Source organism: Pantoea sp. SJZ147, assembly GCF_007828605.1.
GTDB classification, from domain to species: domain Bacteria; phylum Pseudomonadota; class Gammaproteobacteria; order Enterobacterales; family Enterobacteriaceae; genus Pantoea; species Pantoea allii.
The window spans coordinates 82155-105897 of sequence record NZ_VIVB01000002.1 but is presented as its reverse complement, the minus strand read 5'-3'; the positions used below and the strand labels follow the sequence as shown (position 1 = coordinate 105897).

Genomic DNA, 23743 nt, shown 5'->3' with positions numbered 1-23743 from the left:
TCCTTCCTGTTATTACGCGTCATCGCCGAACCAGCAGATATTGCGTGCGGCCATAATCAGCGCGCCAGCTTGCTCATCAGTCAGCCCTTCAATATCCGTCAGATCGTCAACACCTTGCTCTGCGAGATCTTCCAGCGTGCAAACGCCTTTGGATGCCAGGCGGAAAGCCAGTGCACGATCCAGACCCTCAAGATTCAAGAGGTCTTCAGCGGGTTCCTGATTACCAAGGCTCTCTTCTTTTGCCAGTGCCAGGGTGGTTAACGCATTTTTTGCTCGTTCACGTAGGGCTTCAATGGTCTCTTCGTCGAGGCCGTCAATTTCCAACAGCTCGTTGATAGGCACATAGGCCATTTCTTCCAACGTTGAGAAGCCCTCTTCCACCAGAATGGTGGCGAACTCTTCGTCGATGTCGAGATGCTTCGTGAACATATCGATTGCTGCATGGGCTTCAGCCTGATGCTTAGCCTGCAGATCATCGACGGTCATCACGTTCAGCTCCCAGCCACTCAGCTGTGAAGCCAGACGCACGTTTTGGCCATTACGGCCGATCGCCTGGGCCAGATTGCCAGCCTCAACAGCGATATCCATCGTGTGGTTATCTTCATCAACCACGATTGACGCCACATCAGCCGGGGCCATGGCGTTAATAACAAACTGTGCTGGGTTATCGTCCCACAGCACGATATCGATACGCTCGCCGCCCAGCTCACTGGACACAGCCTGAACACGCGCACCGCGCATGCCGACGCAGGCACCGACCGGATCGATACGCTTATCGTTGGTTTTTACTGCAATTTTTGCACGTGAACCCGGATCGCGGGCCGCGGCTTTAATTTCAAGCACTTCTTCGCCAATTTCTGGCACCTCAATGCGGAACAGTTCGATCAGCATTTCAGGTTTAGAGCGCGTCACAAACAGCTGCGCACCACGGGCTTCAGGACGTACTGCATACAGTACACCGCGAATACGGTCGCCTGGGCGAAAGTTTTCGCGTGGCAGCATGTCTTCACGCAGGATCACGGCTTCAGCATTGTTGCCCAGGTCCAGCGAGATGTTGTCACGGTTCACTTTCTTCACCACACCGGTGATGATTTCGCCTTCCTGCTCGCGGAACTGATCCACCACCATTGCACGCTCGGCTTCACGTACTTTTTGTACGATAACCTGCTTCGCCGTCTGGGTCGTGATACGGTCAAACGTTACGGATTCAATCTGGTCTTCTACGTATTCGCCCAGATTGAGAGACTCGTCTTCGTAGCGAGCCGCATCCAGCGTGATCTCGCGCGTTGGCTGCGTAACCTGATCGACGATCTCCCAACGGCGGAAGGTATCGAAGTCGCCGCTTTTACGGTCGATGCTGACGCGTACGTCAATTTCCTGCTCGTACTTTTTCTTGGTCGCAGTCGCCAGCGCGCTCTCCAGCGCTTCGAAGATTTTCTCACGCGGCAGGGCTTTTTCGTTAGAAACGGCTTCTACAACAGCTAAGATCTCTTTGTTCATCCTGGTTGGCCTCAATCCGGACTTTTAAAAGTGGGGGACCAGGTTCGCTTTCTGAATATTACTCAGCGCGAACACCTCGTCGTTACCCTCAACGTTTACCGTTATCATCTCACCCTCAACAGACTTGATGATTCCCTGCCATTTACGGCGGTTTTGAACGGCCATACGCAGCACCAGGCTCACCTCATCGCCGGTAAAGCGTGCATAATGTTCTGCAGTGAACAGAGGACGATCGAGCCCCGGTGAGGACACTTCAAGGTGGTAAGGCACCGTGATGGGATCTTCCACATCCATCACCGCACTCACCTGGTGGCTGACGTCCGCGCAATCGTCAACATTGATGCCATCTTCACTATCAATATAGATGCGCAGGGTTGATGTGCGACCACGAACGAATTCAATTCCGACCAGTTCGTAGCCGAGCGCTTCTACCGGAGCAGATACCAACTCTGTCAATTTTTGCTCTAATGTGGACAAGCCCACCCCCAAGACATAAAAAAAGGGCCTATAGCCCAGTATTACGATTCGCTAATAACAAAAAACCCCGAATATTCGGGGCTTTTTATCACTGGACCCTGTATGCCGCATTGCGGCCCGGACGCCCATCCAAAAGAATTTTTTTCAAAATTCGCTGCTTATGCGCCCGTCGATGCACACAGTATATTTGAAAAAGAACTCTAAGGGAAAGTGGTTGCGGGGGCCGGATTTGAACCGACGACCTTCGGGTTATGAGCCCGACGAGCTACCAGGCTGCTCCACCCCGCGTCCGAAAACGTGGCGAATATTACGCCGAACATGCATAAAATGCAAGTAATACTAAGATTTGGTACCGAGGACGGGACTTGAACCCGTAAGCCCTTTCGAGCACTACCACCTCAAGGTAGCGTGTCTACCAATTTCACCACCTCGGTACTGCACTGACTGCGACGCTGTTCTGCCGCTTTAGTTTGACGCTATTTTACTGCTATTAGTGCGGGATATCATTGCCCGGCGTAGCCGGTTTAGCTGGCTGAGTCTGCTGTTGAGACTGAGCTGGCGCAGTGAGGTTTTCCCACTCGCTTCCTTTGGAGATCTTATTGCTGTTCAGGTTACCCAGAATCAAGCTGATGACGAAAAACAGCGTAGCCAGAACTGCGGTCATGCGAGTCATAAAGTTACCCGACCCGTTTGAACCAAACAGCGTGCCAGACGCGCCTGCACCAAATGATGCTCCCATATCAGCGCCTTTGCCTTGCTGCAGCATAATAAGACCCACAAGGCCAATTGCTACAATAAGGAAAACAACTAACAGAGCTTCGTACATAATCAACCTGTTTCCTTGCGCGTAATCCGCACAGTTAAAGCTTCAACCAATATGACGGGGAGTGTGTTCATCACCCATCAGAAGCGGGTGTGAATACTAACCAATGGCGCATACCTCTGCAAGTGCAATTTAGCTGTCACAGGCTGATTGCAGAAAAAAGCGCCAGTGCGATGATTTTACAGGCAGGAACAGGCTGCTGCGCCTGCCTGTCACGCGCGTCAGACGGCTTTGACCGCATCGGCAATCTGGTTAGCCAGTGCCGTCACCTGGGCGGCATCCTCGCCTTCTACCATCACGCGGATTAAAGGTTCGGTACCGGATTTACGCAGCAGTACGCGCCCTTTTCCAGCCAGCGCTTTTTCTACGTCCTGCGCTACCGCTTTTACGGCATCGCTTTCCAGGGGATCGTGCTCACCGGCAAAGCGCACATTGACCAGCACCTGAGGCAGCATCTTCATTCCGGTGCACAGGTCATGCAGGCTCATATGATTACGTACCATAGCAGTGAGCACTTGCAAACTTGCCACAATGCCGTCGCCGGTGGCGATTTTATCCAGCAGAATCACGTGGCCTGAGTTTTCAGCGCCCAGCCGCCAGCCTTTTTCCTGGAGTTTTTCGAGCACATAGCGGTCGCCCACTTTGGCACGCACAAAGGGAATGCCCAGCTGCTTCAGGGCCAGTTCCAGCCCCATGTTGCTCATCAGCGTTCCCACGACACCGCCGCGCAACTGCCCCTGGCGCAGACCTTCGCGGGCAATGATATACAGAATCTGATCGCCATCCACTTTCTCGCCGAGATGGTCAACCATCATAATGCGATCGCCGTCACCATCGTAAGCCAGACCAATGTCTGCTTTCTCAGCCAGTACACGCTGTTGCAGCATTTTCAGATCGGTCGCGCCACACGCTTTATTGATGTTCATGCCGTCAGGCTGCACACCGATCGCAATCACCGTTGCGCCAAGTTCACGCAGTACGTTAGGTGCGATGTGATAGGTTGCGCCGTTAGCGCAGTCCACCACAATTTTCAGGCCATTCAGGCTGAGCTCGCTGGGGAAGGTGCCTTTACAAAATTCAATGTAACGTCCGGCGGCATCCACGATACGACTGGCGCGGCCCAGCAGGGCTGATTCAACACAGGTCAGCGGCTTTTCCATTTCCAGCTCAATCGCTTCTTCCACATCGTCAGGCAACTTGGTGCCTTCGGCAGAGAAGAACTTAATGCCGTTATCATCAAACGGATTATGAGAGGCTGAAATCACGATACCGGCTTCGGCACGGAACGTTCGGGTCAGATAGGCAATGGCAGGCGTCGGCATCGGGCCGGTAAACGCAGCAGATAAGCCTGCCGCAGCCAGGCCAGCTTCCAGCGCAGATTCCAGCATATAGCCCGAAATACGCGTATCTTTACCTATAATAATTTTTTTCGAACCGTGGCGTGCCAGAACTTTCCCTGCGGCCCAACCAAGTTTCAGAACAAAATCAGGGGTGATAGGTGACTCACCCACTTTGCCGCGAATCCCATCTGTACCAAAATATTTACGATTACTCATGCTCTGTCATCCTTTAGCTCTTTGTGTCGCTTCGACCACGCGCATCGCTTCGACCGTTTCTTTCACATCGTGAACGCGAATAATGTGTGCCCCCTGCATGGCGGCAATAACTGCACAGGCAAGGCTGCCGGTCAGACGCTGACCTGGCCCCACGTTCAGCAGTTGACCAATCATCGACTTACGCGACATACCAACCAGCAATGGCCGACCAAAATGGTGGAAATCGCTGAGACGGGCCAACAGCTCATAATTGTGGCTGAGATTCTTACCGAATCCGAAGCCCGGGTCGAGCAGCAGATTCTCTTTTTTTATTCCGGCCGCCTCGCAGCGGGCCAGTTGCTCGACGAAGAACGCATCCACGTCGTTGACGATATTCTGATAAGCCGGTGCCTGCTGCATGGTTCGTGGCTCGCCCTTCATGTGCATCAGGCACACAGGCAAGCCTGTCGCGGCGGCGGCGGCCAGCGCCCCCGGCTCGGATAAAGAGCGAACATCATTGATAATGTGAGCGCCCACTCTGGCGGCTTCCGTGATGACCTCAGCCTTAGACGTGTCGACCGAAATCCACACTTCAAAACGTTGAGCGATCGCTTCGACCACCGGGATCACCCGCTCAAGCTCCTCGTCAACACTGACCTCATCCGCGCCGGGACGCGTGGATTCGCCACCGACGTCAATAATGGTTGCGCCGGCATTGACCATTTCATTGGTATGCGTGAGCGCGTCGACCAGCGCGTTATGTTTACCACCATCGGAAAAAGAGTCCGGCGTGACATTCAGAATGCCCATCACATGTGGAAATGACAAATCGAGATGGGAATCACGGGCGAACAATTTCATGGTGAAAAACTCCTTGTGGCGCAATGTATAGATGTAAAAAACCCCGGACCAGCCGGGGTTTTATTAAAAGACGTGGCGTCTTATTTGTCTAACTGTTCTGACATGGTGTTGCCTGGGTTTGGCGTACGCGGTTCATCGACCGGACGCGGTGCCTTTGGCGTGCCATTACTGTCAGAATTGCTGCTGCCGGGATCTTCCCAGCCCGCTGGCGGACGCACTTCCCGGCGTGCCATCAGGTCGTCGATCTGCGGTGCATCAATGGTTTCATACTTCATCAGCGCGTCTTTCATCGCATGAAGGATGTCCAGATTTTCACCCAGGATATGACGCGCACGCTGATAGTTAGTATCGATCAGATGTTTCACTTCCTGGTCGATAATACGGGCGGTTTCATCGGACATATGTTTGGCTTTCGCCACGGAGCGACCAAGGAAAACCTCACCCTCTTCTTCTGCGTACAGCAATGGACCCAGTTTTTCAGAGAAGCCCCACTGGGTCACCATGTTACGTGCCAGATTGGTCGCCACTTTGATGTCGTTCGATGCGCCCGTTGAGACATGCTCTACACCGTAGATAATCTCTTCTGCCAGACGACCGCCGTACAGCGTTGAAATCTGGCTTTCCAGTTTCTGACGGCTGGCGCTAATTGCGTCGCCTTCAGGCAGGAAGAAGGTCACACCTAACGCACGACCACGCGGGATAATCGTCACTTTGTGTACCGGATCGTGTTCCGGCACCAGGCGACCAATAATGGCGTGACCGGCTTCGTGATAAGCCGTGGACTCTTTCTGCGCTTCCGTCATCACCATGGAACGACGCTCTGCACCCATCATGATCTTGTCTTTGGCTTTTTCAAACTCAACCATCGACACTACACGTTTGTTGCTGCGCGCAGCGAACAGCGCCGCTTCGTTGACCAGGTTAGCCAGATCGGCACCTGAGAAGCCCGGCGTACCGCGAGCGATGATTGCCGCGTCGATATCAGTTGCTAACGGCACACGGCGCATGTGCACTTTCAAAATCTGCTCACGACCACGAACGTCTGGCAAGCCAACCACAACCTGACGGTCAAAGCGGCCCGGACGCAGCAGCGCAGGGTCAAGAACGTCTGGACGGTTGGTTGCGGCAATAACAATGATGCCTTCGTTACCTTCAAAACCATCCATCTCAACCAGCATCTGGTTCAGGGTCTGCTCACGTTCATCGTGACCGCCACCTAAACCGGCGCCACGCTGACGACCGACAGCATCGATTTCATCGATAAAGATAATGCAGGGTGCGGCTTTCTTCGCCTGTTCAAACATGTCGCGCACACGAGATGCACCCACACCGACGAACATTTCAACAAAGTCAGAGCCCGAAATGGTAAAGAAGGGCACTTTCGCTTCACCCGCAATGGCTTTCGCCAGCAAAGTTTTACCGGTACCCGGCGGGCCAACCATCAGCACGCCTTTAGGGATTTTACCACCCAGCTTCTGGAAACGGCTCGGCTCACGCAGGTATTCAACCAGCTCGCTGACTTCCTCTTTCGCTTCGTCACAGCCTGCAACGTCAGCAAAAGTGGTTTTAATCTGATCCTCCGTCAGCATGCGGGCTTTGCTTTTACCAAAGGACATTGCGCCTTTGCCACCGCCGCCCTGCATTTGACGCATGAAGAAAATCCACACACCAATCAGCAGTAACATTGGGAACCATGAGATGAAGATAGACGCCAGCAGACTGGGTTCTTCCGGTGGTTCACCAACCACTTTCACGTTCTTGGTCAACAGGTTATCGAGTAACTTGGGGTCATTGACAGGAATGTAAGTGGTGTATTTATTGCTGTCTTTTTTGATAACGTTAATTTCACGCCCGTTAATACGTGCCTCGCGGACCTGATCCTGGTTCACTTCCGACAGGAAGGTTGAATAATCAACCCTACGGCCATTCGACTCGCTGGGCCCAAAGCTCTGGAAGACCGACATCAGCACGACCGCGATGACTAGCCAGAGAATCAGGTTTTTCGCCATGTCACTCAAGGGATTAACCTCATATTACAACGGTGTTAACAGATAGCGTAGGGTACTATAGATCCTTCGCACATGGAATCGCAGCAGGAATGCCGGGTTATCCATTACGTTGGTTACAGTTTAAGCCCAGTCGCCACAATATAAACTTCACGTGAACGTGAACGTGAAGCGTCAGGCTTACGTATTTTCACTTTCGTAAACAGGGAGCGAATTTCCCGCAGGTATTCATCAAAGCCATCTCCCTGGAACACTTTCACTACAAAACTACCGCCGGGAGCCAAAATGTCACGACACATCTCCAACGCCAGCTCCACCAAATACATCGACCGGGGAATATCTACGGCAGGTGTACCACTCATATTCGGTGCCATATCAGACATGACGACCTGGACTTTTTGATCGCCCACACGTTCAAGTAACGCTTTGATCACCGATTCTTCACGAAAATCACCTTGAAGGAAATCGACACCAACAATAGGGTCCATCGGCAGAATATCACAAGCAATAACGCGGCCTTTGGTCCCTATTTGCTGTACCACATATTGTGACCAGCCACCGGGTGCAGCACCCAGATCTACCACGGTCATACCGGGTTTGAAAAGCTTGTCACCCTGCTGTATTTCATCAAGTTTAAACCAGGCGCGCGAACGCAACCCTTTTTTCTGTGCCTGGAGCACGTATTTATCGCTAAAGTGTTCCTGTAGCCAGCGGCTGGAGCTGGCTGAACGCTTTTTACCGGTCATAAAATTTCCAACTAAATCGTCATCGTAGCGATAAATCTGCACGCGATAGGCTGCGTCGATTTGGCGATATACCCGAGATGGCGGTAGAATGAACCGTTTTCAATCCCCGAGTAAGTAAATAATACGATGAATCTAAGTACCAAACAAAAACAGCACCTCAAAGGCCTCGCCCATCCGCTCAAGCCAGTTGTCATGCTCGGAGGCAATGGCCTGACCGAAGGTGTCCTGGCTGAGATTGAACAAGCGCTGGAACATCACGAATTGATCAAGGTGAAAATTGCCGCTGAAGAACGTGAAACCAGGCAGTTGATCGTTGAAGCCATTGTACGTGAGACCCGTGCCAGCAACGTTCAGGTTATTGGCAAAATGCTGGTGCTGTATCGCCCCGCTAAAGAGAGCAAGATTTCTCTGCCACGTTAAGTGGGCAAAGAAAGTGCCATGCTCTTACATGGGATAAAAGGCCGCAGCGCGGCCTTTTTCCTTTCTTTACATTGTACGGCAACCCTTTTCAGACAGTTGCACCCTGTCAGATGTATTCCACCTTCAGGATTTCGTACTCAACATCACCGCCTGGCGTTTTGATAATCACAACGTCATCGGCTTCTTTACCCACCAGACCACGTGCCATCGGCGAGTTAACAGAAATCAGATTTTGTTTAAAGTCTGCCTCATCATCACCCACGATGCGATAAGTAAAGGCTTCATCGGTGTCCACATTCAGGATGCTAACCGTTGCGCCAAAAATCACGCGGCCGGTTTTCGGCATCTGAGTCACATCAATCACCTGTGCATTGGAGAGTTTGGCTTCAATCTCCTGAATGCGTCCCTCACAGAACCCCTGTTCTTCACGCGCAGCATGGTATTCGGCGTTCTCTTTCAAATCGCCGTGCTCGCGGGCCTCCGCGATGGAGGCAATAATGCGCGGGCGCTTCACCGTTTTCAGCTCATGCAGCTCTTCGCGCAGCCTTTCAGCGCCTCTTAACGTCATCGGAATCTGGTTCATTTTAGCTCCTCGTCATCATTCCTGTTTCACGGTGCATCCTGACCGGTGACTGCAGAAAAAAGCGTTCTGCGGCGCAAGACCTCGTTTTGCAAATAAAAGAATACTGACCCGGAAAGTGTTCCAGGCCAGAAAAGGTTTTGCAATTTGATACGTATTTTAACCCAGAGTTCCCTGCGGGTCATCGTTTACTTTCCACCGTCCTGGGACGTAGTATTGTCGCCTTCACCTGTCAGTTACCGCGAGATTATGCGATTTTCACGACTTGTTACCGGATTAACCTGTGCTTTTATGCTGCAGGCACAAGCAGCGCCAGTTGATGAATACATGCAGTATCTGCCAGATGGTGCCAATCTGGCTTTGCTGGTGCAAAAAGTGGGCGCATCAACGCCAATTATTGATTACCACGGGAAACAGATGGCACTTCCCGCCAGTACCATGAAAGTGATTACCGCCCTGGCGGCTTTACTGGAACTGGGCGGTGATTACCGTTTTCAAACGACCTTTGAAACCAAAGGCGCGCTGGTCGATGGCACGCTTAATGGTGATTTAGTTGCCCGGTTTGCTGGCGACCCGACGCTGGGCCGCCAGGATCTGCGTAATATGGTCGCGGCGTTAAAAAAACAAGGCATCACGCACATCAAAGGTAATCTGGTCATTGATACCTCGGTGTTTGCCAGCCATGACGCCGCACCGGGCTGGCCGTGGAACGACATGACCCAGTGCTTTAGTGCACCACCTGCCGCAGCCATTGTGGATAAAAACTGCTTCTCGGTTTCGCTCTACAGTGCTGAGAAGGCAGGCGAAAATGCCTTTATCCGCATTGCATCCTATTACCCGGCGCACATGCTGAGCCAGGTACGCACGATTGGGCGCAACAGTGGCGAAGGGCAATACTGCGAGCTGGACGTCGTGCCGGGAGAGTTGAACCGCTACACCTTAACCGGCTGTATGCGTCAGCGCAGCGATCCGCTTCCTTTGGCCTTTGCGGTTCAGGATGGCGCAGCCTGGGCAGGCGAGATCCTGAAAGCTGAATTGCGTTCTGCTGGTATTGATTACAGCGGCCATCTGTTGCGCCAGACGCAGGTGACCGAGCCGGGTACGGTGCTGGCTTCTACGCAGTCGGCCCCGCTGCATACGCTGCTGCACACCATGTTGAAGAAGTCCGATAATATGATTGCCGACACGGTTTTTCGTACTATCGGCCACCATTACTTCAACGTGCCCGGCACCTTCCGTGCGGGATCAGACGCGGTTCGTCGCGTCCTGCGTGAAAAGGCCAATATTGATTTAGGTAACAGCATCCAGGTGGATGGTTCGGGCCTGTCACGCCACGATCTGATCTCCCCCGCCACCATGATGCAGGTCCTGCAATATATTGCACAGAACGACAGCAAACTGGACTATATTTCGATGCTGCCGCTGGCCGGACACGATGGCACACTGCAGTACCGTGGCGGCCTGCATGAAGCAGGACTGGATGGCAAAGTGTCGGCAAAAACCGGTTCGCTGCAAGGTGTTTACAACCTCGCAGGCTTTATCACCACTTCCAGCGGGGCGCGTGTGGCGTTCGTGCAGTTCCTGTCGGGTTACGCGGTTCCGCCAGAAGATCAGCGCACGCGCCGTATTCCACTGGTGCGTTTTGAAAGCCGACTTTATCGCGATATTAATAAGAATTACTGATTCATACTGATAAAACGCAGCGGACAATTCATCCGCTGCGTTTTTTATTGTCGATTGACACTGGGTGTTTACGCGTACATGCCTGGTGCATCCCGACCCGTTCGGGCTATTGGTAGCCCTGCCATCTCCAGGTGGCGTTGTGGTCACATTATGCCCTCGCTCTGTTTTACCTTCACGGAGTAGCACTCGTCCAGTCGCCAATCCGCGCCAGACGCGCGCCGAAAGACCATTAATATTATTTAAGTTAATAAGTGAGTAAAGACAGGTTTTTTTCGCTGCCGGACACGGCAACCCGTTGACCAACTGCATGGCGGAGCCTCGATGAGGTTAGCCGCAACCCGGGCTTCTGTGGCAGGTTATCTTGCAGTCGAGGAAGGTAGCCGCGTGGCGAGCGTGGGAAGTGAATACCAGCCATCAGCGCGCCGTTTCAGGCGGTCGGCTGCGCGTCATTTGCATGTGGGTAAACGCAGTCCGTCGTGGCAGATTGGGATTCATAACGAACAGGATCGATTAGGCTGTAGCGCAGGATTTACGCGGGCGGTGCTGGCGGAGTGCTGAAATAAATCTGCCCCCGTTCCGGCGGAAAGGGGGCAGTTATAAGAGGTTTAGCGCTGGTAGATGATTTCGACGCCTTCGTCGTCATCCTCATCCCAGTCGTCATCCCACTCTTCGTCTTCTTCAACCGTTGCCGTTTCAATGGCTTCTTTGTGGTAATCATCCCACATGAACTCCACTTTCTCCGGCTGTTTTTCTTCAACGTCAGCTTCTTTCGGGTTGGCGTTGATAAAGCTCATCACATCCCAGCACAGGTCAGTGACGCCCTGACGGCTGGCGGCAGAGATAAGATAGTATTTATCTTCCCAACCCAGCGCCTCGGCAATGGCTTTTGCGCGTGCCTGGGCTTCTTCGTCGTCGATGAGATCGACTTTGTTAAACACCAGCCAGCGCGGTTTGTTAAACAGCTTATCGCTGTATTTTTCCAGCTCACCCAGAATAATACGGGCGTTTTCAACCGGATCGCTCTCGTCGATGGGAGCAATATCGATCAGGTGCAGCAGGACGCGGCAGCGTTCGAGGTGCTTCAGGAAGCGAATGCCTAAACCTGCGCCTTCGGCCGCGCCTTCAATCAGGCCTGGGATATCTGCGATAACAAAGCTCTGCTCGCTATCCATACGCACGACGCCAAGGCTTGGCACCAGGGTGGTAAAGGGATAGTCCGCCACTTTTGGCTTGGCAGCAGAAACGGCACGAATAAAGGTCGATTTACCGGCATTAGGTAAACCCAACATGCCCACATCAGCCAGCAGCATCAGCTCCAGCTGCAGATCGCGTTTCTCACCGGGCGTGCCCATCGTTTTTTGACGCGGACTGCGGTTAACCGAGGATTTAAAACGGGTATTTCCCAGACCATGCCAGCCACCTTTGGCTACCATCAACGTCTGCTGGTGACGCGTCATATCGCCAAGTGTTTCGCCAGTTCCCTGGTCGATAACGCGGGTGCCTACCGGTACTTTAACGGTGATATCTTTACCACGCTTACCGGTACAGTCACGACTCTGACCATTCTGCCCACGCTCAGCGCGGAAAGATTTTTCGAAACGATAATCGATCAGCGTGTTGAGGTTTTCGTCAGCAACCAAAAATACGTCGCCACCATCACCACCATCACCACCGTCCGGGCCGCCCCTCGGGATATATTTTTCGCGGCGGAAACTGACACAACCATTACCGCCATCACCTGCGACGACCAAAATTGTCGCTTCATCAACAAACTTCATTTTCTTTCTCCGTCACACAATCGTCTGCAATACGCTGCAGACGGGTCCGCCAGGGTCTTCTGCGTGACCAGCGGCGGATAAATCAAAACTGGCTTACGCCAGCGTGTACATAAAGTGTACAGCAATCTTTCAGGCAATGTCGCCTGTCGGGCAATGGGTCGCAGAATGTAAAAAGCCCCGCAAGAGTTGCGGGGCCTTCAATTCGTGCGTTCAGACGTGAAACGTCTGCGTCACGACAACCTTACTCAGCAACGATGCTGATATATTTACGGTTGTTCGGACCTTTAACTTCGAATTTTACTTTGCCGTCTGTAGTAGCAAACAGAGTGTGGTCACGACCACAGCCTACATTGTTACCCGCGTGGAATTTGGTTCCGCGCTGACGAACGATGATGCTACCTGCCAGGACAGATTCGCCACCGAAACGTTTTACACCCAGACGTTTTGCATTGGAGTCACGACCATTTCGAGTCGAACCACCAGCCTTTTTATGTGCCATTTGTCAGATCTCCTCTTACGCCGTGATACCAGTGATTTTCACATCAGTGAACCACTGGCGATGGCCTGCTTGCTTACGGTAGTGCTTACGACGACGAAACTTAACGATCTTAATTTTCTCGCCACGACCATGAGCAACAACTTCTGCCTTGATCACACCGCCTGAAACCAGTGGCGCGCCGATTTTCACGTCTTCGCCATTTGCAATCATCAGAACCTGGTCAAACTCGATGGTTTCACCGGTTGCGATGTCCAGCTTTTCCAGGCGAACGGTCTGACCTTCGCTTACTCGGTGTTGTTTACCACCACTTTGGAAAACCGCGTACATATAAAACTCCGCTTCTGCGCTTGCCTTTCAGTTCATCAGGCGGCGCGCTAAATATTCACAATAGGGCGCGAATTCTACGCAAAACTCCAACAGAAGACAAGAGCACTTTGCACACTCTTGCAGAAAAAAAACACAGGCTCAATGCAAACGTTTCTCAACCTGAAAATTCAAGTACAATCAGTAACAGATTACTGAACGCTGGCTGGGTAAAACCGCTTACCATGGCAGAGAAACGAGTCATAGCTGAAAAGACGAATGAACTTAGAACAGATTAACGAATTAACCGCACAGGACATGGCTGCCGTTAACCAGACCATACTCGACCAGCTGAATTCAGATGTCTCGCTCATCAACCAGCTGGGCTATTACATCATCAGTGGTGGCGGTAAACGCATCCGTCCCATGATTGCCGTGCTGTCAGCGCGCGCCATGGGCTATCAGGGCGATCTACACGTCACCAATGCGGCGCTGATCGAATTTATCCACACCGCCACGCTTCTGCATGACGATGTCGTGGATGAATCCGATATGCGCCGTGGCAAGGCCACCGCGAACGCTGCATTTGGCAATGCAGCCAGCGTGCTGGTTGGTGATTTTATCTATACTCGCGCCTTCCAGATGATGACCAGCATGGGTTCGCTGCGCATCCTGGCGCTGATGTCTGAAGCGGTGAACGTCATTGCTGAAGGTGAAGTGCTCCAGCTGATGAACGTCAACGATCCTGACATCACGGAAGAGAGCTATATGCGGGTGATCTACAGTAAAACCGCGCGCTTATTTGAAGCGGCCTCTCAGGCATCGGCAATTTTAGCGGAGGCAACGCCGGCGCAGGAAAAGGCGCTGCAGGATTATGGGCGCTATCTGGGAACAGCTTTCCAGTTAATTGATGATTTACTGGATTACAGCGCGGACGGGGAAACCCTGGGGAAAAATACCGGCGACGATCTCAGCGAAGGTAAACCCACCCTGCCCCTGCTTCATGCGATGAACAATGGATCGCCTGAGCAGTCGAAAATGATCCGTGATGCTATTGAACAGGGTAATGGCCGCCATTTACTGGCACCGGTTCTGGAAGCCATGAATCAGTGTGGCTCACTGGAATGGACGCGTAAGCGTGCTGAACAGGAGGCCGATAAAGCCATTGAAGCCTTGCAGATTCTGCCAGAAACGCCGTGGCGCTCGGCCCTGGAGTCTCTGGCGCACATGTCGGTACAACGCGATTTCTGATCCCTGACGGAGCCGCCCTGGCTCCGTTGTTCTCCCCCTTTCTCCGCCCTTGCATGCGTTACGCGCCTTTTGCGTCAGGCCGCTCAGTTCTGTCTGCTTGCCTAAATATTACTGGAATCTTATGGAAATTCTCTGATATAAAAACCCATAAATTTCCAGATAGTATTTAAATAAGTTATCACCACTCGCGTGTGACTTACTGACAAGGACAAGGAGAAAAAGGTTATGCAGAACAGGACTGAGGACTGGCATCCTGCCGATATTATTGCCGCGCTTCGTAAACGCGGTACCACACTTGCGGCGCTTTCACGTCAGTCAGGACTAAGCTCATCAACCCTGGCCAACGCGCTTTCGCGCCCCTGGCCTAAAGGCGAATGGCTGATTGCCGATGCGATCAATGTCCATCCGTCCGAGATATGGCCAAGCCGTTATTACGATCCTGAAACCCATTGTTTGCTGGATCGCAAAAAACGTGTGCGATCGACAGATAACGAAGCCAATAACTAACGTAACGCGATCTGAGGATGAAAAAAAACCAGCCGTGTTTCAAGGCTGGTTTTATCCGCGTGAAGCAGCAAACTTATTCTTATTCGCCGCTGATGCGCTCGATATTCGCGCCCATCGCTTTCAGCTTATCTTCAATGTGCTCATAGCCGCGGTCAATGTGGTAAATGCGATCGACCAGCGTAGTGCCTTCCGCAATACAACCTGCCAGCACCAGGCTGGCTGAGGCGCGAAGATCCGTAGCCATGACTTGTGCCCCTGATAAGGTTTCCACACCATGACAGATTGCGGTATTGCTCTCAATTTCTGCGTGCCCGCCCATACGAATCAGCTCAGGAATGTGCATAAAGCGGTTTTCGAAAATGGTTTCGGTGATAAGTCCCGTCCCTTCGGCCACCAGATTCAGCAACGTAAACTGCGCCTGCATATCGGTCGGGAAACCCGGATGGGGAGCCGTACGCACGTTGACCGCTTTAGGGCGTTTGCCGTGCATATCCAGGCTGATCCAGTCTTCACCGGTTTCAATGTCTGCACCAGCATCGCGCAGCTTAGCGAGCACCGCATCCAGCGTATCGGGCTGGGCGTTACGACACATAACCTTGCCACCGGAAATCGCTGCCGCGACCAGGAAGGTGCCGGTTTCAATGCGGTCTGGCAGCACGCGATAAACGCCGCCACCCAGGCGCTCAACGCCCTCGATGGTAATTTTATCGGTACCTGCGCCACTGATTTTTGCACCCAGCGTGTTCAGGAAGTTAGCCGTATCCACAATTTCAGGTTCACGTGCCGCATTCTCAATCACGGTGGTGCCGGTCGCCAGCGTCGCTGCGCTCATGATGGTAACGGTCGCGCCCACGCTGACTTTATCCATCACGATCAGCGCGCCTTTCAGGCGGCCATTAACAGAGGCTTTGACATAACCTTCTTCCAGCTTAATCTCTGCACCTAACTGCTCCAGGCCCGTAATGTGCAGGTCAACCGGACGCGCGCCGATGGCGCAGCCGCCAGGCAGTGACACTTCGCCCTGACCAAAACGCGCCACCAGCGGACCCAGCGCCCAGATTGAAGCGCGCATGGTTCTTACCAGTTCATAAGGCGCGCAAAAAACGTCTACGCCGCTGGCATCGACGTGTACAGAACCGTTGCGCTCAACTTTGGCACCCAGCTGTGTCAACAGCTTCATGGTCGTGTCGATATCACGCAGCTTTGGCACATTCGTGATCTCGACCGGCTCTTCAGCCAGTAAAGCAGCAAACAGAATGGGCAGAGCGGCGTTCTTCGCGCCGGAAATGGTCACTTCACCACTTAAGCGGGTGGGGCCTTGCACACGAAATTTATCCATTAACACGGTTCTCAATTAACTGGCTAGTAAACGGTCACGCTCAGATCGAGCGGCCCCGGAGGGAATCAAAAACCGTTAAGTTTACGGTCACGTGCCCACTCAGCAGGCGTGTAAGTTTTGATGGAGACCGCGTGAATGCGGTTGTCCGCTATAAATTCCATCAGCGGCGCATACACAGCCTGCTGCTTCTTAACGCGGCTTAACTCACCAAACAACTCGCCCACGGCGATCACCTGAAAATGGCTGCCATCATTGCTGATGACATGAACTTCTTCTAAGGGCAGCGCTGCCATCAGCACGGCCTGAATCTCACTGTTTTCCATCGCTCTTAACTTCACTTAATAATAATAAGGCTGACATAGTAGAGGAAAGTGCCTGATTCTTAAATACGCAAAAGCCCCTGTACAGGACCGGGGCTTTTGCGCGAAAGGCGAATTCAGGCGCTTTAATCCGCAGAAACAATAATTTGTTGCAGGTTGTAAAGGGTGATCAATGACTGCAGTTTGTCGCCAATGCCAACAAAGCGCAGCGTGCCTCCCTGTTGCGAGGCAATCTCCCGCAGATGCACCAGCAACGCAAGCCCCGATGAATCCACCCTTTCCAGGGCGGAGACATCGATCAATTCGACCGCCTTAACCAGCGTTTCACGCTGCTCCCACAGGCTCAGCAGCGTGTCATGGTCCAGCTCGCCTTCCAGCCGCAGCGTATTTGCCTCGCGGGACCAGTGCAGTGATGCCTGCATTATTTGTTTTGATCCAGGGTGATAGGCTGTTTCGCGGAAGATTCCAACTGGGCAGTCAGCGCATCAATCCCTTTAGTACGTAACAGATCGCCCCACTCATTCTGTTTGGTGGTGATCATGCTCACGCCTTCCGCGATCATATCAAAAGCCTGCCAGTTGCCGGTCTGGCTGTTTTTACGCCACTGGAAATCCAGACGCACAGGCGGACGGCCCTGAGGATCGATAATGGTTACGCGGATAGCGAGGATATTCGTATTGCCAATCGGCTTCTCAGGTTCAATCTGATAAGTCTGGCCGTGATAAAGCGCCAGCGCCTGGCCATAAGCCTGCGCCAGATAGTCACCAAACGCCTTAAAGTAGGCTTCACGCTGCGCCGGTGTGGCATCTCGGTAGAAACGGCCCAGCACTAACGCGCCGGCATACTTGATTTGCACATAAGGCAGCAGCTCCTGACGGACGATCTCACGCAGATAGTTAGGGTCCTGCTTGATTTTCGGCTGCTCATTCTTCAGGCGGGTAAACGTCTTGTTTGCCGCTTCATTCATCAGTTTATAAGGATTACTTTGATCGGCCGCAGTCGCAGCCAGTGGCGCGACCACCAGCATGGCAATCATCAGAAAACGTTTAAACATCATGTTATCCCTCTATTTAAGGTTGAGCTGCTGCTGCCGGTGCGGCCACGTCGCCGCCCTGCGCATCCTTACTGTCACTGGTTTGCTTGTTGCCTTTGTTGTCGCCGCTTTTATACAGGAACTGGCCAATCAAATCCTCCAGCACCATCGCCGACTTGGTATCACGTATCGTGCCGCCATCGTTCAACATTGACGACCCCAGTTCGGGATCGTCAAAGCCGATATTTAACGACAGGAATTGCTCGCCCAGTAAACCCTGAGTACGGATCGCCAGCGAGCTGGTATCCGGGATCTGGTTGGCGTATTTGTCACTGATCGCCATCGTAACGCGCGGCAGTAACGTTTTAGGTTCAAGATCAATATCCGTTACACGGCCAATCACCACACCACCGATTTTCACCGGCGAACTGGCTTTCAGGCCGCCGATGTTATCGAAGGTGGCATACAGTTTCCAGGTTGGTTCCGTCCCCAGAGATTTGAGATCTGCCACGCGCAGGCAGAGAAACAGCACGGCAATCAGTGCCATGATCATAAACACGCCAACCCAAATTTCGCTTTTTTTGCTTTGCATCGCATCAATTCCCAAACATCAGTGCTGTCAGCACAAAATCTAAACCGAGCACCGCCAGTGATGCATGCACCACGGTGCGCGTCGTGGCGCGGCTAATACCTTCAGAGGTCGGGATCGCATCATAACCATTAAACAACGCAATCCAGGTGACAGTAACGGCAAACACAGCGCTTTTAATAATGCAGTTGACCACGTCGCTACGAAAATCGACGGCGTTTTGCATGGCCGACCAGAAGAAGCCGGGATCAATGCCTTTCCAGCTCACGCCAACCAGCGCACCGCCGGTAATCCCTACGGCGGTAAAAATTAACGCCAGCAGCGGCATACTGATAAAGCCCGCCCAAAAGCGTGGCGAGACGACACGGCGCAGCGGATCGACCGCCATCATTTCCATACTGGAAAGCTGTTCGGTCGCTTTCATCAGTCCAATCTCTGCCGTTAATGCCGATCCTGCCCGTCCCGCAAACAGCAGCGCCGTCACAACCGGCCCCAGTTCACGTAGCAGCGACAGCGCCACCAACATGCCCAGACTGGTTTCTGCGCCATAGGTGGTTAACACCAGATAGCCCTGCAACCCCAGCACCATGCCAATAAACAGGCCGGAGACCACAATGATCACCAGAGACAGTACGCCGATGCTGTAAAGCTGTTTGATCAGCAGCGGAAAATGTTTGCGGAACGCAGGCTTACCCACCAGCGCATGAAAAAGCATTAAACCGGCGCGCCCAAAGCTGGCACAGGTTCCTATTCCCCGGCGTCCCAACGACGCCAGTGCTTTTAACAACATCAGCTTAGATTCTCCCTGAACCGGTTAAGTCGGCCAAATAGTCACCCGCCGGAAAACGAAACGGGACGGGTCCATCCGCGATGCCATCGATAAACTGACGCACGCGGGGATCGTTGTCAGCACGCAAGTCTGGCGTCGTACCCTGTGCAATAATTTTTTGTCCCGCCACGATGTAAGCGTAATCGGCAATACTTAATACTTCAGGCACATCATGTGATACCACAATACAGGTGAGGCCCAGCGCATGATTCAGTTCATCAATCAGCTTAACCAGCACGCCCATGGTAATAGGGTCCTGCCCGACAAACGGCTCATCAAACATGATCAGCTCTGGCTCAAGCGCAATCGCGCGTGCCAGCGCGACACGTCGCGCCATTCCGCCAGACAGCTCCGCCGGTTTTAGCTGTGCTGCGCCACGCAGCCCTACCGCTTCAAGCTTCATCAACACGGTGCTGTGTAGGATCGGCGCGGGTAACCGGGTATGTTCGCGTAGCGGCCAGGCCACATTTTCGTACACTGTCAGGTCGGTAAATAGCGCACCTGACTGAAACAGCATGCTCATCTTTTTACGCGCTTCGTACAACTTTGTGCGCGACAATGTCGGAATGTTCTCATCCCGAAACCAGATCTCACCACTGTCAGGCTGCAGTTGCCCGCCAATTAAGCGTAGCAACGTCGTTTTCCCGATCCCCGACGGTCCCATAATCGCCGTCACTTTACCTTTTGGTACCGTCAGCGAAATATCGTCGAAAATTTTGCGATCGCCACGTGAAAAACTCACGCCACGAACCTCAACCAGGTTCGTTTTTTGTTGGATCATTATCACCTCTATTACGGATCGGGCGTAAACAATAGGGTACGATGGTAGCCTGTTAAGGTTAAACGCACGATAGCTTTACAGAAACTTAATGCAAAGATTTGGCGAAAACGGTCATAAAATTTACTTTTGTCGATCAGACGGTCAAAATCAGCGCCTGTTTTGTCACAAAGAACCTGAAGGCAAGCCAACAGGGGTTTTAAGCAAGGATTTTTCATGTTCGTCGCTACCGCACTGCTGATTATCGGTCTGCTTTTACTGGCTTATGGTGCCGATCGTCTGGTGTTTAGTGCTGCAATACTTTGTCGATCCTTTGGCATCCCGCCGTTGATCATCGGCATGACCGTCGTCAGTATCGGCACCTCGCTCCCGGAGATCATTCTCTCCTTCTCTGCTGCGCAGTTGGGACAGATGGATCTGGCGGTGGGCACCGCGCTTGGCTCGAACATCACCAATATTCTTTTGATTCTCGGCGGTGCAGCGTTGTTGCATCCCCTGAGCATCCATTCCAATTTAATACGTCGTGAACTGCCGCTGATGGTGTTGGTCTCATTACTGAGCGGCATCATGTTATTCGATAACTATCTTAGTCGTCTGGACGGTATTGCACTGATTGCTATTGCCGCGATTTATTTGATAGTGACGATCCGCATCGCGCGGAAAGCAGAAAAGGATAATAACGATACGTTAACGCGTGAACAATTAGCTGAACTGCCGCGTGAAGAGAGCGGAAATACCGTCGCTTTTCTCTGGCTGGCCGTGGCGCTGATTATTCTGCCCATGTCGACGCACATGGTGATCGATAACGCGACCGTATTTGCCGATTACTTTGGCGTCAGCGAGCTGGTGATGGGGCTGACGCTTATCGCCGTAGGTACCAGTTTGCCGGAGCTGGCAACGGTTATCGCAGGCGCGCTGAAAGGTGAAGATGATATTGCTATCGGCAACCTGATTGGCGCCAACATTTATAATCTGGCCATCGTTTTGGGCCTGCCGGCACTGATTCATCCCGGCAGCGTAGACTATCACGCTTTTGCACGCGATTACTGGATAATGCTTGGTGTAAGCGTGCTGTTCGCCATGCTTTGTTTGCTGCGTCGCCGCCGGGTTGGCCGTACGGCAGGCACGCTTTTACTCTGTGGTTTCTTCGTCTGGGTAACGCTGCTGTGGCTACAGCCTGCGTTTATAGACGGCTAAAAAGGACAGATTCACCATGTCATATCAGCAACCAACGGTAGATTTTGATTTCCAGAAAGCCGGTAAAACGGTATTGCGCATCGAGCGCGAAGGCCTTGAACAGCTTGATCAATATATCAACGAGGCATTCACGGACGCCTGCAGACTGATTTATGCCTGTCGGGGAAAAGTCGTGGTCATGGGCATGGGCAAATCGGGCCATATCGGTAAAAAAATGGCGGCAACCTTTGCCAGCACCGGCACGCCAGCGTTCTTTGTGCATCCCGCTGAAGCCAGCCACGGCGACCTTGGCATGGTCGGTAAAGACGACATCGTCATCGCGATTTCGAACAGTGGTGAATCCAGTGAGATTCTGGCGTTGATTCCGGTGATGAAACGCCAGAAAATAAAGTTAATCTGTATGACAAGCCGCCCTGAAAGCGCGATGGCCCGTGCTGCGGATATTCACCTGTGTGTCAAAGTGCCACAGGAAGCCTGCCCGCTGGGCCTGGCACCGACCACCAGCACGACGGCAACCTTAGTCATGGGCGATGCCCTGGCCGTTTCCCTGCTGGAGGCGCGTGGCTTCACGCCAGAGGACTTTGCGCTGTCCCATCCGGGTGGTGCACTGGGCCGTAAGCTGCTGCTACACGTTAGCGATATTATGCACAGCGGGGATGAATTACCTCACGTCACACGCGATGCATCACTGCGGGATGCCCTGCTGGAAATCACCCGTAAGAATCTCGGTCTGACGGTGATTGTGGATGATCTGATGAAGATAGAAGGCATCTTTACCGATGGTGACCTGCGCCGCATCTTCGATATGGGCATTGATTTTCAAAACGCCACCATCGCTGAAGTGATGACCCGTGGCGGGATCCGCGTACGGCCCAATGTACTGGCGGTGGATGCACTGAATTTGATGCAAACCAAAAACATTACCTCCCTGCTGGTGGCCGATGACGACCGTTTGCTGGGTGTGGTACATATGCATGACATGCTGCGCGCTGGCGTCGTATAAACAGGAAGAAACAATGCAGTCGGAAAATGCCACTTTAGAAACGTGTTACGGCCCGGTCAGTAGCGATGTCATGGCGCGCGCCAGTAAAATTCGCCTGCTGATTTGCGACGTCGATGGCGTCATGTCGGATGGCCTGATTTATATGGGGAACAGCGGCGAAGAGCTTAAAACCTTTAACGTGCGCGACGGTTATGGCGTGCGTTGCCTGCTGACCTCGGACGTCGAAGTGGCTATCATTACCGGCCGCACGGCCAAACTGCTGGAAGATCGCTGCAAAACACTCGGCATTCGCCACCTTTATCAGGGGCAATCCGATAAGCTTTTGGCCTACGGCGAACTTCTGGATACACTGTCGCTCTCTGACGATCAGGTGGCCTATATTGGCGACGATCTGATTGACTGGCCAGTGATGGCAAAAGTTGGGTTGAGCGTGGCAGTCGCGGATGCACATCCGCTACTGCTGGCGCGCGCGCGTTACGTCACGCGGATAGCCGGTGGGCGCGGTGCGGTTCGGGAACTGTGCGACCTCATCTTAATGGCGCAAAATAAATTCGAGGATGCCAAAGGGCAATCAGTATGAGTAAAAGCAGGCGTTGGATAACGTTAGGTCTGGCCTTGATTGCGCTGGTGCTTATTGGCTGGAATTTCACTAACCGGGATAGCGACAGCAGCGCGCCGGTAGCGAATAATAATCAAACGCCAACCTACACCAGTGCCAATTCGCACTCTGTGGTCTATAACCCGCAGGGCGGACTGGCTTACAAACTGATATCGGACAAAGTGACCTATTTTGAAGACAGCGGAATAAGCTGGTTCGATAATCCCGTCATGACCACCTATGACGAAAATAAAATGCCTACCTGGACGATACGCGCAGATAAAGCAAAGCTTACCAAAGACCGTATGCTGTATCTTTATGGCCATGTCGAGTTGAATGCTCTGGCTCCGGATTCTGAGCTTGAGCGCATTAAAACGGACAATGCTCAGGTCAATCTTGTCACTCAGGACGTCGCGTCTGACGATCAGGTGACGTTATATGGTCGCAGTTTTAACTCTACCGGTATGAGAATGCGCGGTAATTTACGGACAAAGAACGCCGAGTTAATCGAAAAGGTCAAAACTTCTTATGAAATTCAAAATGAACAAAAACAGCATTAAGTTTTTACTGGCCAGCCTGCTGCTTGCAACCAGCGTGCCTGCTCTGGCGCTGACCGGTGACTCGGACAAACCCGTCAATATCGACTCTGCAAACCAGGCTCTGGATCTGCAAGGCAACGTGGCGACCTTCACCGGTAACGTCATTGTCACCCAAGGTTCGATTAAAATTACCGCTGATAAAGTCGTGGTGACGCGTCCGGGCGGCGACAGTAAGAAAACTATTGTTGATGCTTACGGTAACCCTGCGACCTTTTACCAGATGCAGGACAATGGCAAACCGGTTCAGGGGCACGCGTCCAAGCTGCATTATGAGCTGGCCAATGACTTTGTTGAGCTGACCGGCAATGCGTATATTCAACAGCTGGACAGCAACATCAAAGGCGACCGCATCACCTATCTGGTCAAAGAGCAAAAAATGCAGGCTTACAGCCAGGGCCAGAGCAATCGCGTGACGACCGTGCTGGTGCCTTCGCAGTTGCAGGATAAGCCCGCGTCAACCAACAGCGAAAAAAAGAGTAACTGATCACT

At 52.7% G+C, this 23743-nt stretch carries 27 protein-coding genes, 2 tRNA genes and 1 pseudogene; 10 read left to right on the top strand and 20 right to left on the bottom strand.

What is annotated here, in order from left to right:
* Window positions 1–12: 12 nt before the first annotated feature.
* The 9 genes from nusA to rlmE all read right to left on the bottom strand — a co-directional run bounded on the left by nusA (window position 13) and on the right by rlmE (window position 7948).
* Window positions 13–1500 (bottom strand): transcription termination factor NusA, encoded by a 1488-nt coding sequence (gene nusA / locus FBY13_RS03245; protein WP_063878158.1) that lies wholly within the window; start codon window positions 1498–1500, stop codon window positions 13–15.
* A gap of 24 nt (window positions 1501–1524) precedes the next feature.
* Entirely contained in the window at window positions 1525–1977 is a 453-nt protein-coding gene (rimP, locus tag FBY13_RS03240; protein ID WP_006121761.1) for a ribosome maturation factor RimP, read from the bottom strand.
* A gap of 211 nt (window positions 1978–2188) precedes the next feature.
* Window positions 2189–2265: transfer RNA gene (locus tag FBY13_RS03235), tRNA-Met, on the bottom strand.
* Window positions 2266–2324: 59 nt separating this feature from the next.
* Window positions 2325–2411: transfer RNA gene (locus tag FBY13_RS03230), tRNA-Leu, on the bottom strand.
* Window positions 2412–2467: 56 nt separating this feature from the next.
* Complete coding sequence (gene secG, locus FBY13_RS03225; protein ID WP_063878157.1) at window positions 2468–2803, bottom strand: preprotein translocase subunit SecG; 336 nt, start codon at window positions 2801–2803, stop codon at window positions 2468–2470.
* A 218-nt stretch (window positions 2804–3021) separates the two neighbouring features.
* The gene (gene glmM / locus FBY13_RS03220; protein WP_063878156.1) at window positions 3022–4356 is read right to left on the bottom strand and encodes a phosphoglucosamine mutase; all 1335 of its coding nucleotides are present in this window, start codon (window positions 4354–4356) and stop codon (window positions 3022–3024) included.
* Window positions 4357–4362: 6 nt separating this feature from the next.
* Window positions 4363–5196 carry a dihydropteroate synthase gene (folP, locus tag FBY13_RS03215; protein ID WP_063878155.1) on the bottom strand — a complete coding sequence of 278 codons (834 nt, stop codon included), beginning with the start codon at window positions 5194–5196 and terminating at the stop codon, window positions 4363–4365.
* Window positions 5197–5276: 80 nt separating this feature from the next.
* Window positions 5277–7205, bottom strand: coding sequence for an ATP-dependent zinc metalloprotease FtsH (gene ftsH, locus FBY13_RS03210; RefSeq protein WP_063878154.1), 1929 nt, complete (start codon window positions 7203–7205; stop codon window positions 5277–5279).
* Between the two features lie 113 nt (window positions 7206–7318).
* Window positions 7319–7948: a 23S rRNA (uridine(2552)-2'-O)-methyltransferase RlmE gene (gene rlmE, locus FBY13_RS03205; protein WP_063881086.1), complete on the bottom strand. Its 630-nt coding sequence runs from the start codon at window positions 7946–7948 to the stop codon at window positions 7319–7321.
* Window positions 7949–8074: 126 nt separating this feature from the next.
* Here rlmE and yhbY point away from each other — a divergent pair, with 126 nt between their 5' ends.
* Entirely contained in the window at window positions 8075–8368 is a 294-nt protein-coding gene (gene yhbY / locus FBY13_RS03200; protein ID WP_063878153.1) for a ribosome assembly RNA-binding protein YhbY, read from the top strand.
* 106 nt (window positions 8369–8474) lie between these two features.
* On the opposite strand, the gene greA is transcribed toward yhbY, so the two are convergent.
* On the bottom strand, window positions 8475–8951 hold the full coding sequence (gene greA / locus FBY13_RS03195) for a transcription elongation factor GreA (RefSeq protein WP_063878152.1): 477 nt from the start codon (window positions 8949–8951) through the stop codon (window positions 8475–8477).
* A 246-nt stretch (window positions 8952–9197) separates the two neighbouring features.
* Between greA and dacB the strand changes: the two genes are divergently transcribed.
* Window positions 9198–10631, top strand: a complete 1434-nt coding sequence (gene dacB, locus FBY13_RS03190; RefSeq protein WP_096011536.1) for a serine-type D-Ala-D-Ala carboxypeptidase — start codon at window positions 9198–9200, stop codon at window positions 10629–10631.
* Window positions 10632–10919: 288 nt separating this feature from the next.
* A pseudogene (locus tag FBY13_RS03185) lies at window positions 10920–11189 on the top strand (hotdog fold thioesterase); the annotation flags it as partial.
* Between the two features lie 47 nt (window positions 11190–11236).
* Here FBY13_RS03185 and cgtA read toward each other — a convergent pair.
* The 3 genes from cgtA to rplU form a co-directional block, all read right to left on the bottom strand.
* Window positions 11237–12409: an Obg family GTPase CgtA gene (gene cgtA / locus FBY13_RS03180; RefSeq protein ID WP_063878151.1), complete on the bottom strand. Its 1173-nt coding sequence runs from the start codon at window positions 12407–12409 to the stop codon at window positions 11237–11239.
* A gap of 241 nt (window positions 12410–12650) precedes the next feature.
* Window positions 12651–12908, bottom strand: a complete 258-nt coding sequence (gene rpmA, locus FBY13_RS03175; RefSeq protein ID WP_063878150.1) for a 50S ribosomal protein L27 — start codon at window positions 12906–12908, stop codon at window positions 12651–12653.
* Between the two features lie 15 nt (window positions 12909–12923).
* On the bottom strand, window positions 12924–13235 hold the full coding sequence (gene rplU / locus FBY13_RS03170) for a 50S ribosomal protein L21 (RefSeq protein WP_013024339.1): 312 nt from the start codon (window positions 13233–13235) through the stop codon (window positions 12924–12926).
* Window positions 13236–13490: 255 nt separating this feature from the next.
* Between rplU and ispB the strand changes: the two genes are divergently transcribed.
* Together ispB and FBY13_RS03160 are read left to right on the top strand one after the other, a co-directional pair.
* Window positions 13491–14462 carry an octaprenyl diphosphate synthase gene (gene ispB, locus FBY13_RS03165; protein WP_063878149.1) on the top strand — a complete coding sequence of 324 codons (972 nt, stop codon included), beginning with the start codon at window positions 13491–13493 and terminating at the stop codon, window positions 14460–14462.
* A 225-nt stretch (window positions 14463–14687) separates the two neighbouring features.
* The gene (locus tag FBY13_RS03160) at window positions 14688–14969 is read left to right on the top strand and encodes a helix-turn-helix transcriptional regulator (RefSeq protein ID WP_063878148.1); all 282 of its coding nucleotides are present in this window, start codon (window positions 14688–14690) and stop codon (window positions 14967–14969) included.
* A 79-nt stretch (window positions 14970–15048) separates the two neighbouring features.
* Here the strand turns inward: FBY13_RS03160 and murA are convergent, their stop codons facing one another.
* The 7 genes from murA to mlaF form a co-directional block, all read right to left on the bottom strand.
* Window positions 15049–16308 (bottom strand): UDP-N-acetylglucosamine 1-carboxyvinyltransferase, encoded by a 1260-nt coding sequence (murA, locus tag FBY13_RS03155; RefSeq protein ID WP_109716699.1) that lies wholly within the window; start codon window positions 16306–16308, stop codon window positions 15049–15051.
* A gap of 65 nt (window positions 16309–16373) precedes the next feature.
* On the bottom strand, window positions 16374–16631 hold the full coding sequence (ibaG, locus tag FBY13_RS03150; RefSeq protein WP_063878146.1) for a BolA family iron metabolism protein IbaG: 258 nt from the start codon (window positions 16629–16631) through the stop codon (window positions 16374–16376).
* 122 nt (window positions 16632–16753) lie between these two features.
* Complete coding sequence (mlaB, locus tag FBY13_RS03145; RefSeq protein ID WP_063878145.1) at window positions 16754–17050, bottom strand: lipid asymmetry maintenance protein MlaB; 297 nt, start codon at window positions 17048–17050, stop codon at window positions 16754–16756.
* The gene (gene mlaC, locus FBY13_RS03140; RefSeq protein ID WP_063878144.1) at window positions 17050–17682 is read right to left on the bottom strand and encodes a phospholipid-binding protein MlaC; all 633 of its coding nucleotides are present in this window, start codon (window positions 17680–17682) and stop codon (window positions 17050–17052) included. Before mlaC ends, mlaB begins: the two co-directional genes overlap by 1 nt.
* A 16-nt stretch (window positions 17683–17698) precedes the next feature.
* Window positions 17699–18253, bottom strand: coding sequence for an outer membrane lipid asymmetry maintenance protein MlaD (gene mlaD / locus FBY13_RS03135; RefSeq protein ID WP_063881084.1), 555 nt, complete (start codon window positions 18251–18253; stop codon window positions 17699–17701).
* A 4-nt stretch (window positions 18254–18257) separates the two neighbouring features.
* Entirely contained in the window at window positions 18258–19040 is a 783-nt protein-coding gene (gene mlaE, locus FBY13_RS03130) for a lipid asymmetry maintenance ABC transporter permease subunit MlaE (RefSeq protein ID WP_013024331.1), read from the bottom strand.
* 4 nt (window positions 19041–19044) lie between these two features.
* Complete coding sequence (mlaF, locus tag FBY13_RS03125) at window positions 19045–19860, bottom strand: phospholipid ABC transporter ATP-binding protein MlaF (protein WP_063878143.1); 816 nt, start codon at window positions 19858–19860, stop codon at window positions 19045–19047.
* Between the two features lie 213 nt (window positions 19861–20073).
* Here mlaF and FBY13_RS03120 point away from each other — a divergent pair, with 213 nt between their 5' ends.
* From FBY13_RS03120 to lptA, 5 genes are read left to right on the top strand one after another with little or no spacing between them, the layout of a single operon-like run.
* A complete protein-coding gene (locus tag FBY13_RS03120) occupies window positions 20074–21054 on the top strand; it encodes a calcium/sodium antiporter (protein WP_063878141.1) in 981 nt (326 codons plus the stop codon).
* A 16-nt stretch (window positions 21055–21070) separates the two neighbouring features.
* Window positions 21071–22057, top strand: coding sequence for an arabinose-5-phosphate isomerase KdsD (kdsD, locus tag FBY13_RS03115; RefSeq protein WP_063878140.1), 987 nt, complete (start codon window positions 21071–21073; stop codon window positions 22055–22057).
* Window positions 22058–22070: 13 nt separating this feature from the next.
* Complete coding sequence (gene kdsC / locus FBY13_RS03110; protein WP_063878139.1) at window positions 22071–22637, top strand: 3-deoxy-manno-octulosonate-8-phosphatase KdsC; 567 nt, start codon at window positions 22071–22073, stop codon at window positions 22635–22637.
* Window positions 22634–23215: an LPS export ABC transporter periplasmic protein LptC gene (lptC, locus tag FBY13_RS03105; protein WP_063878138.1), complete on the top strand. Its 582-nt coding sequence runs from the start codon at window positions 22634–22636 to the stop codon at window positions 23213–23215. Before kdsC ends, lptC begins: the two co-directional genes overlap by 4 nt.
* A complete protein-coding gene (gene lptA, locus FBY13_RS03100) occupies window positions 23184–23738 on the top strand; it encodes a lipopolysaccharide ABC transporter substrate-binding protein LptA (protein WP_063878137.1) in 555 nt (184 codons plus the stop codon). Before lptC ends, lptA begins: the two co-directional genes overlap by 32 nt.
* Window positions 23739–23743: the final 5 nt, after the last annotated feature.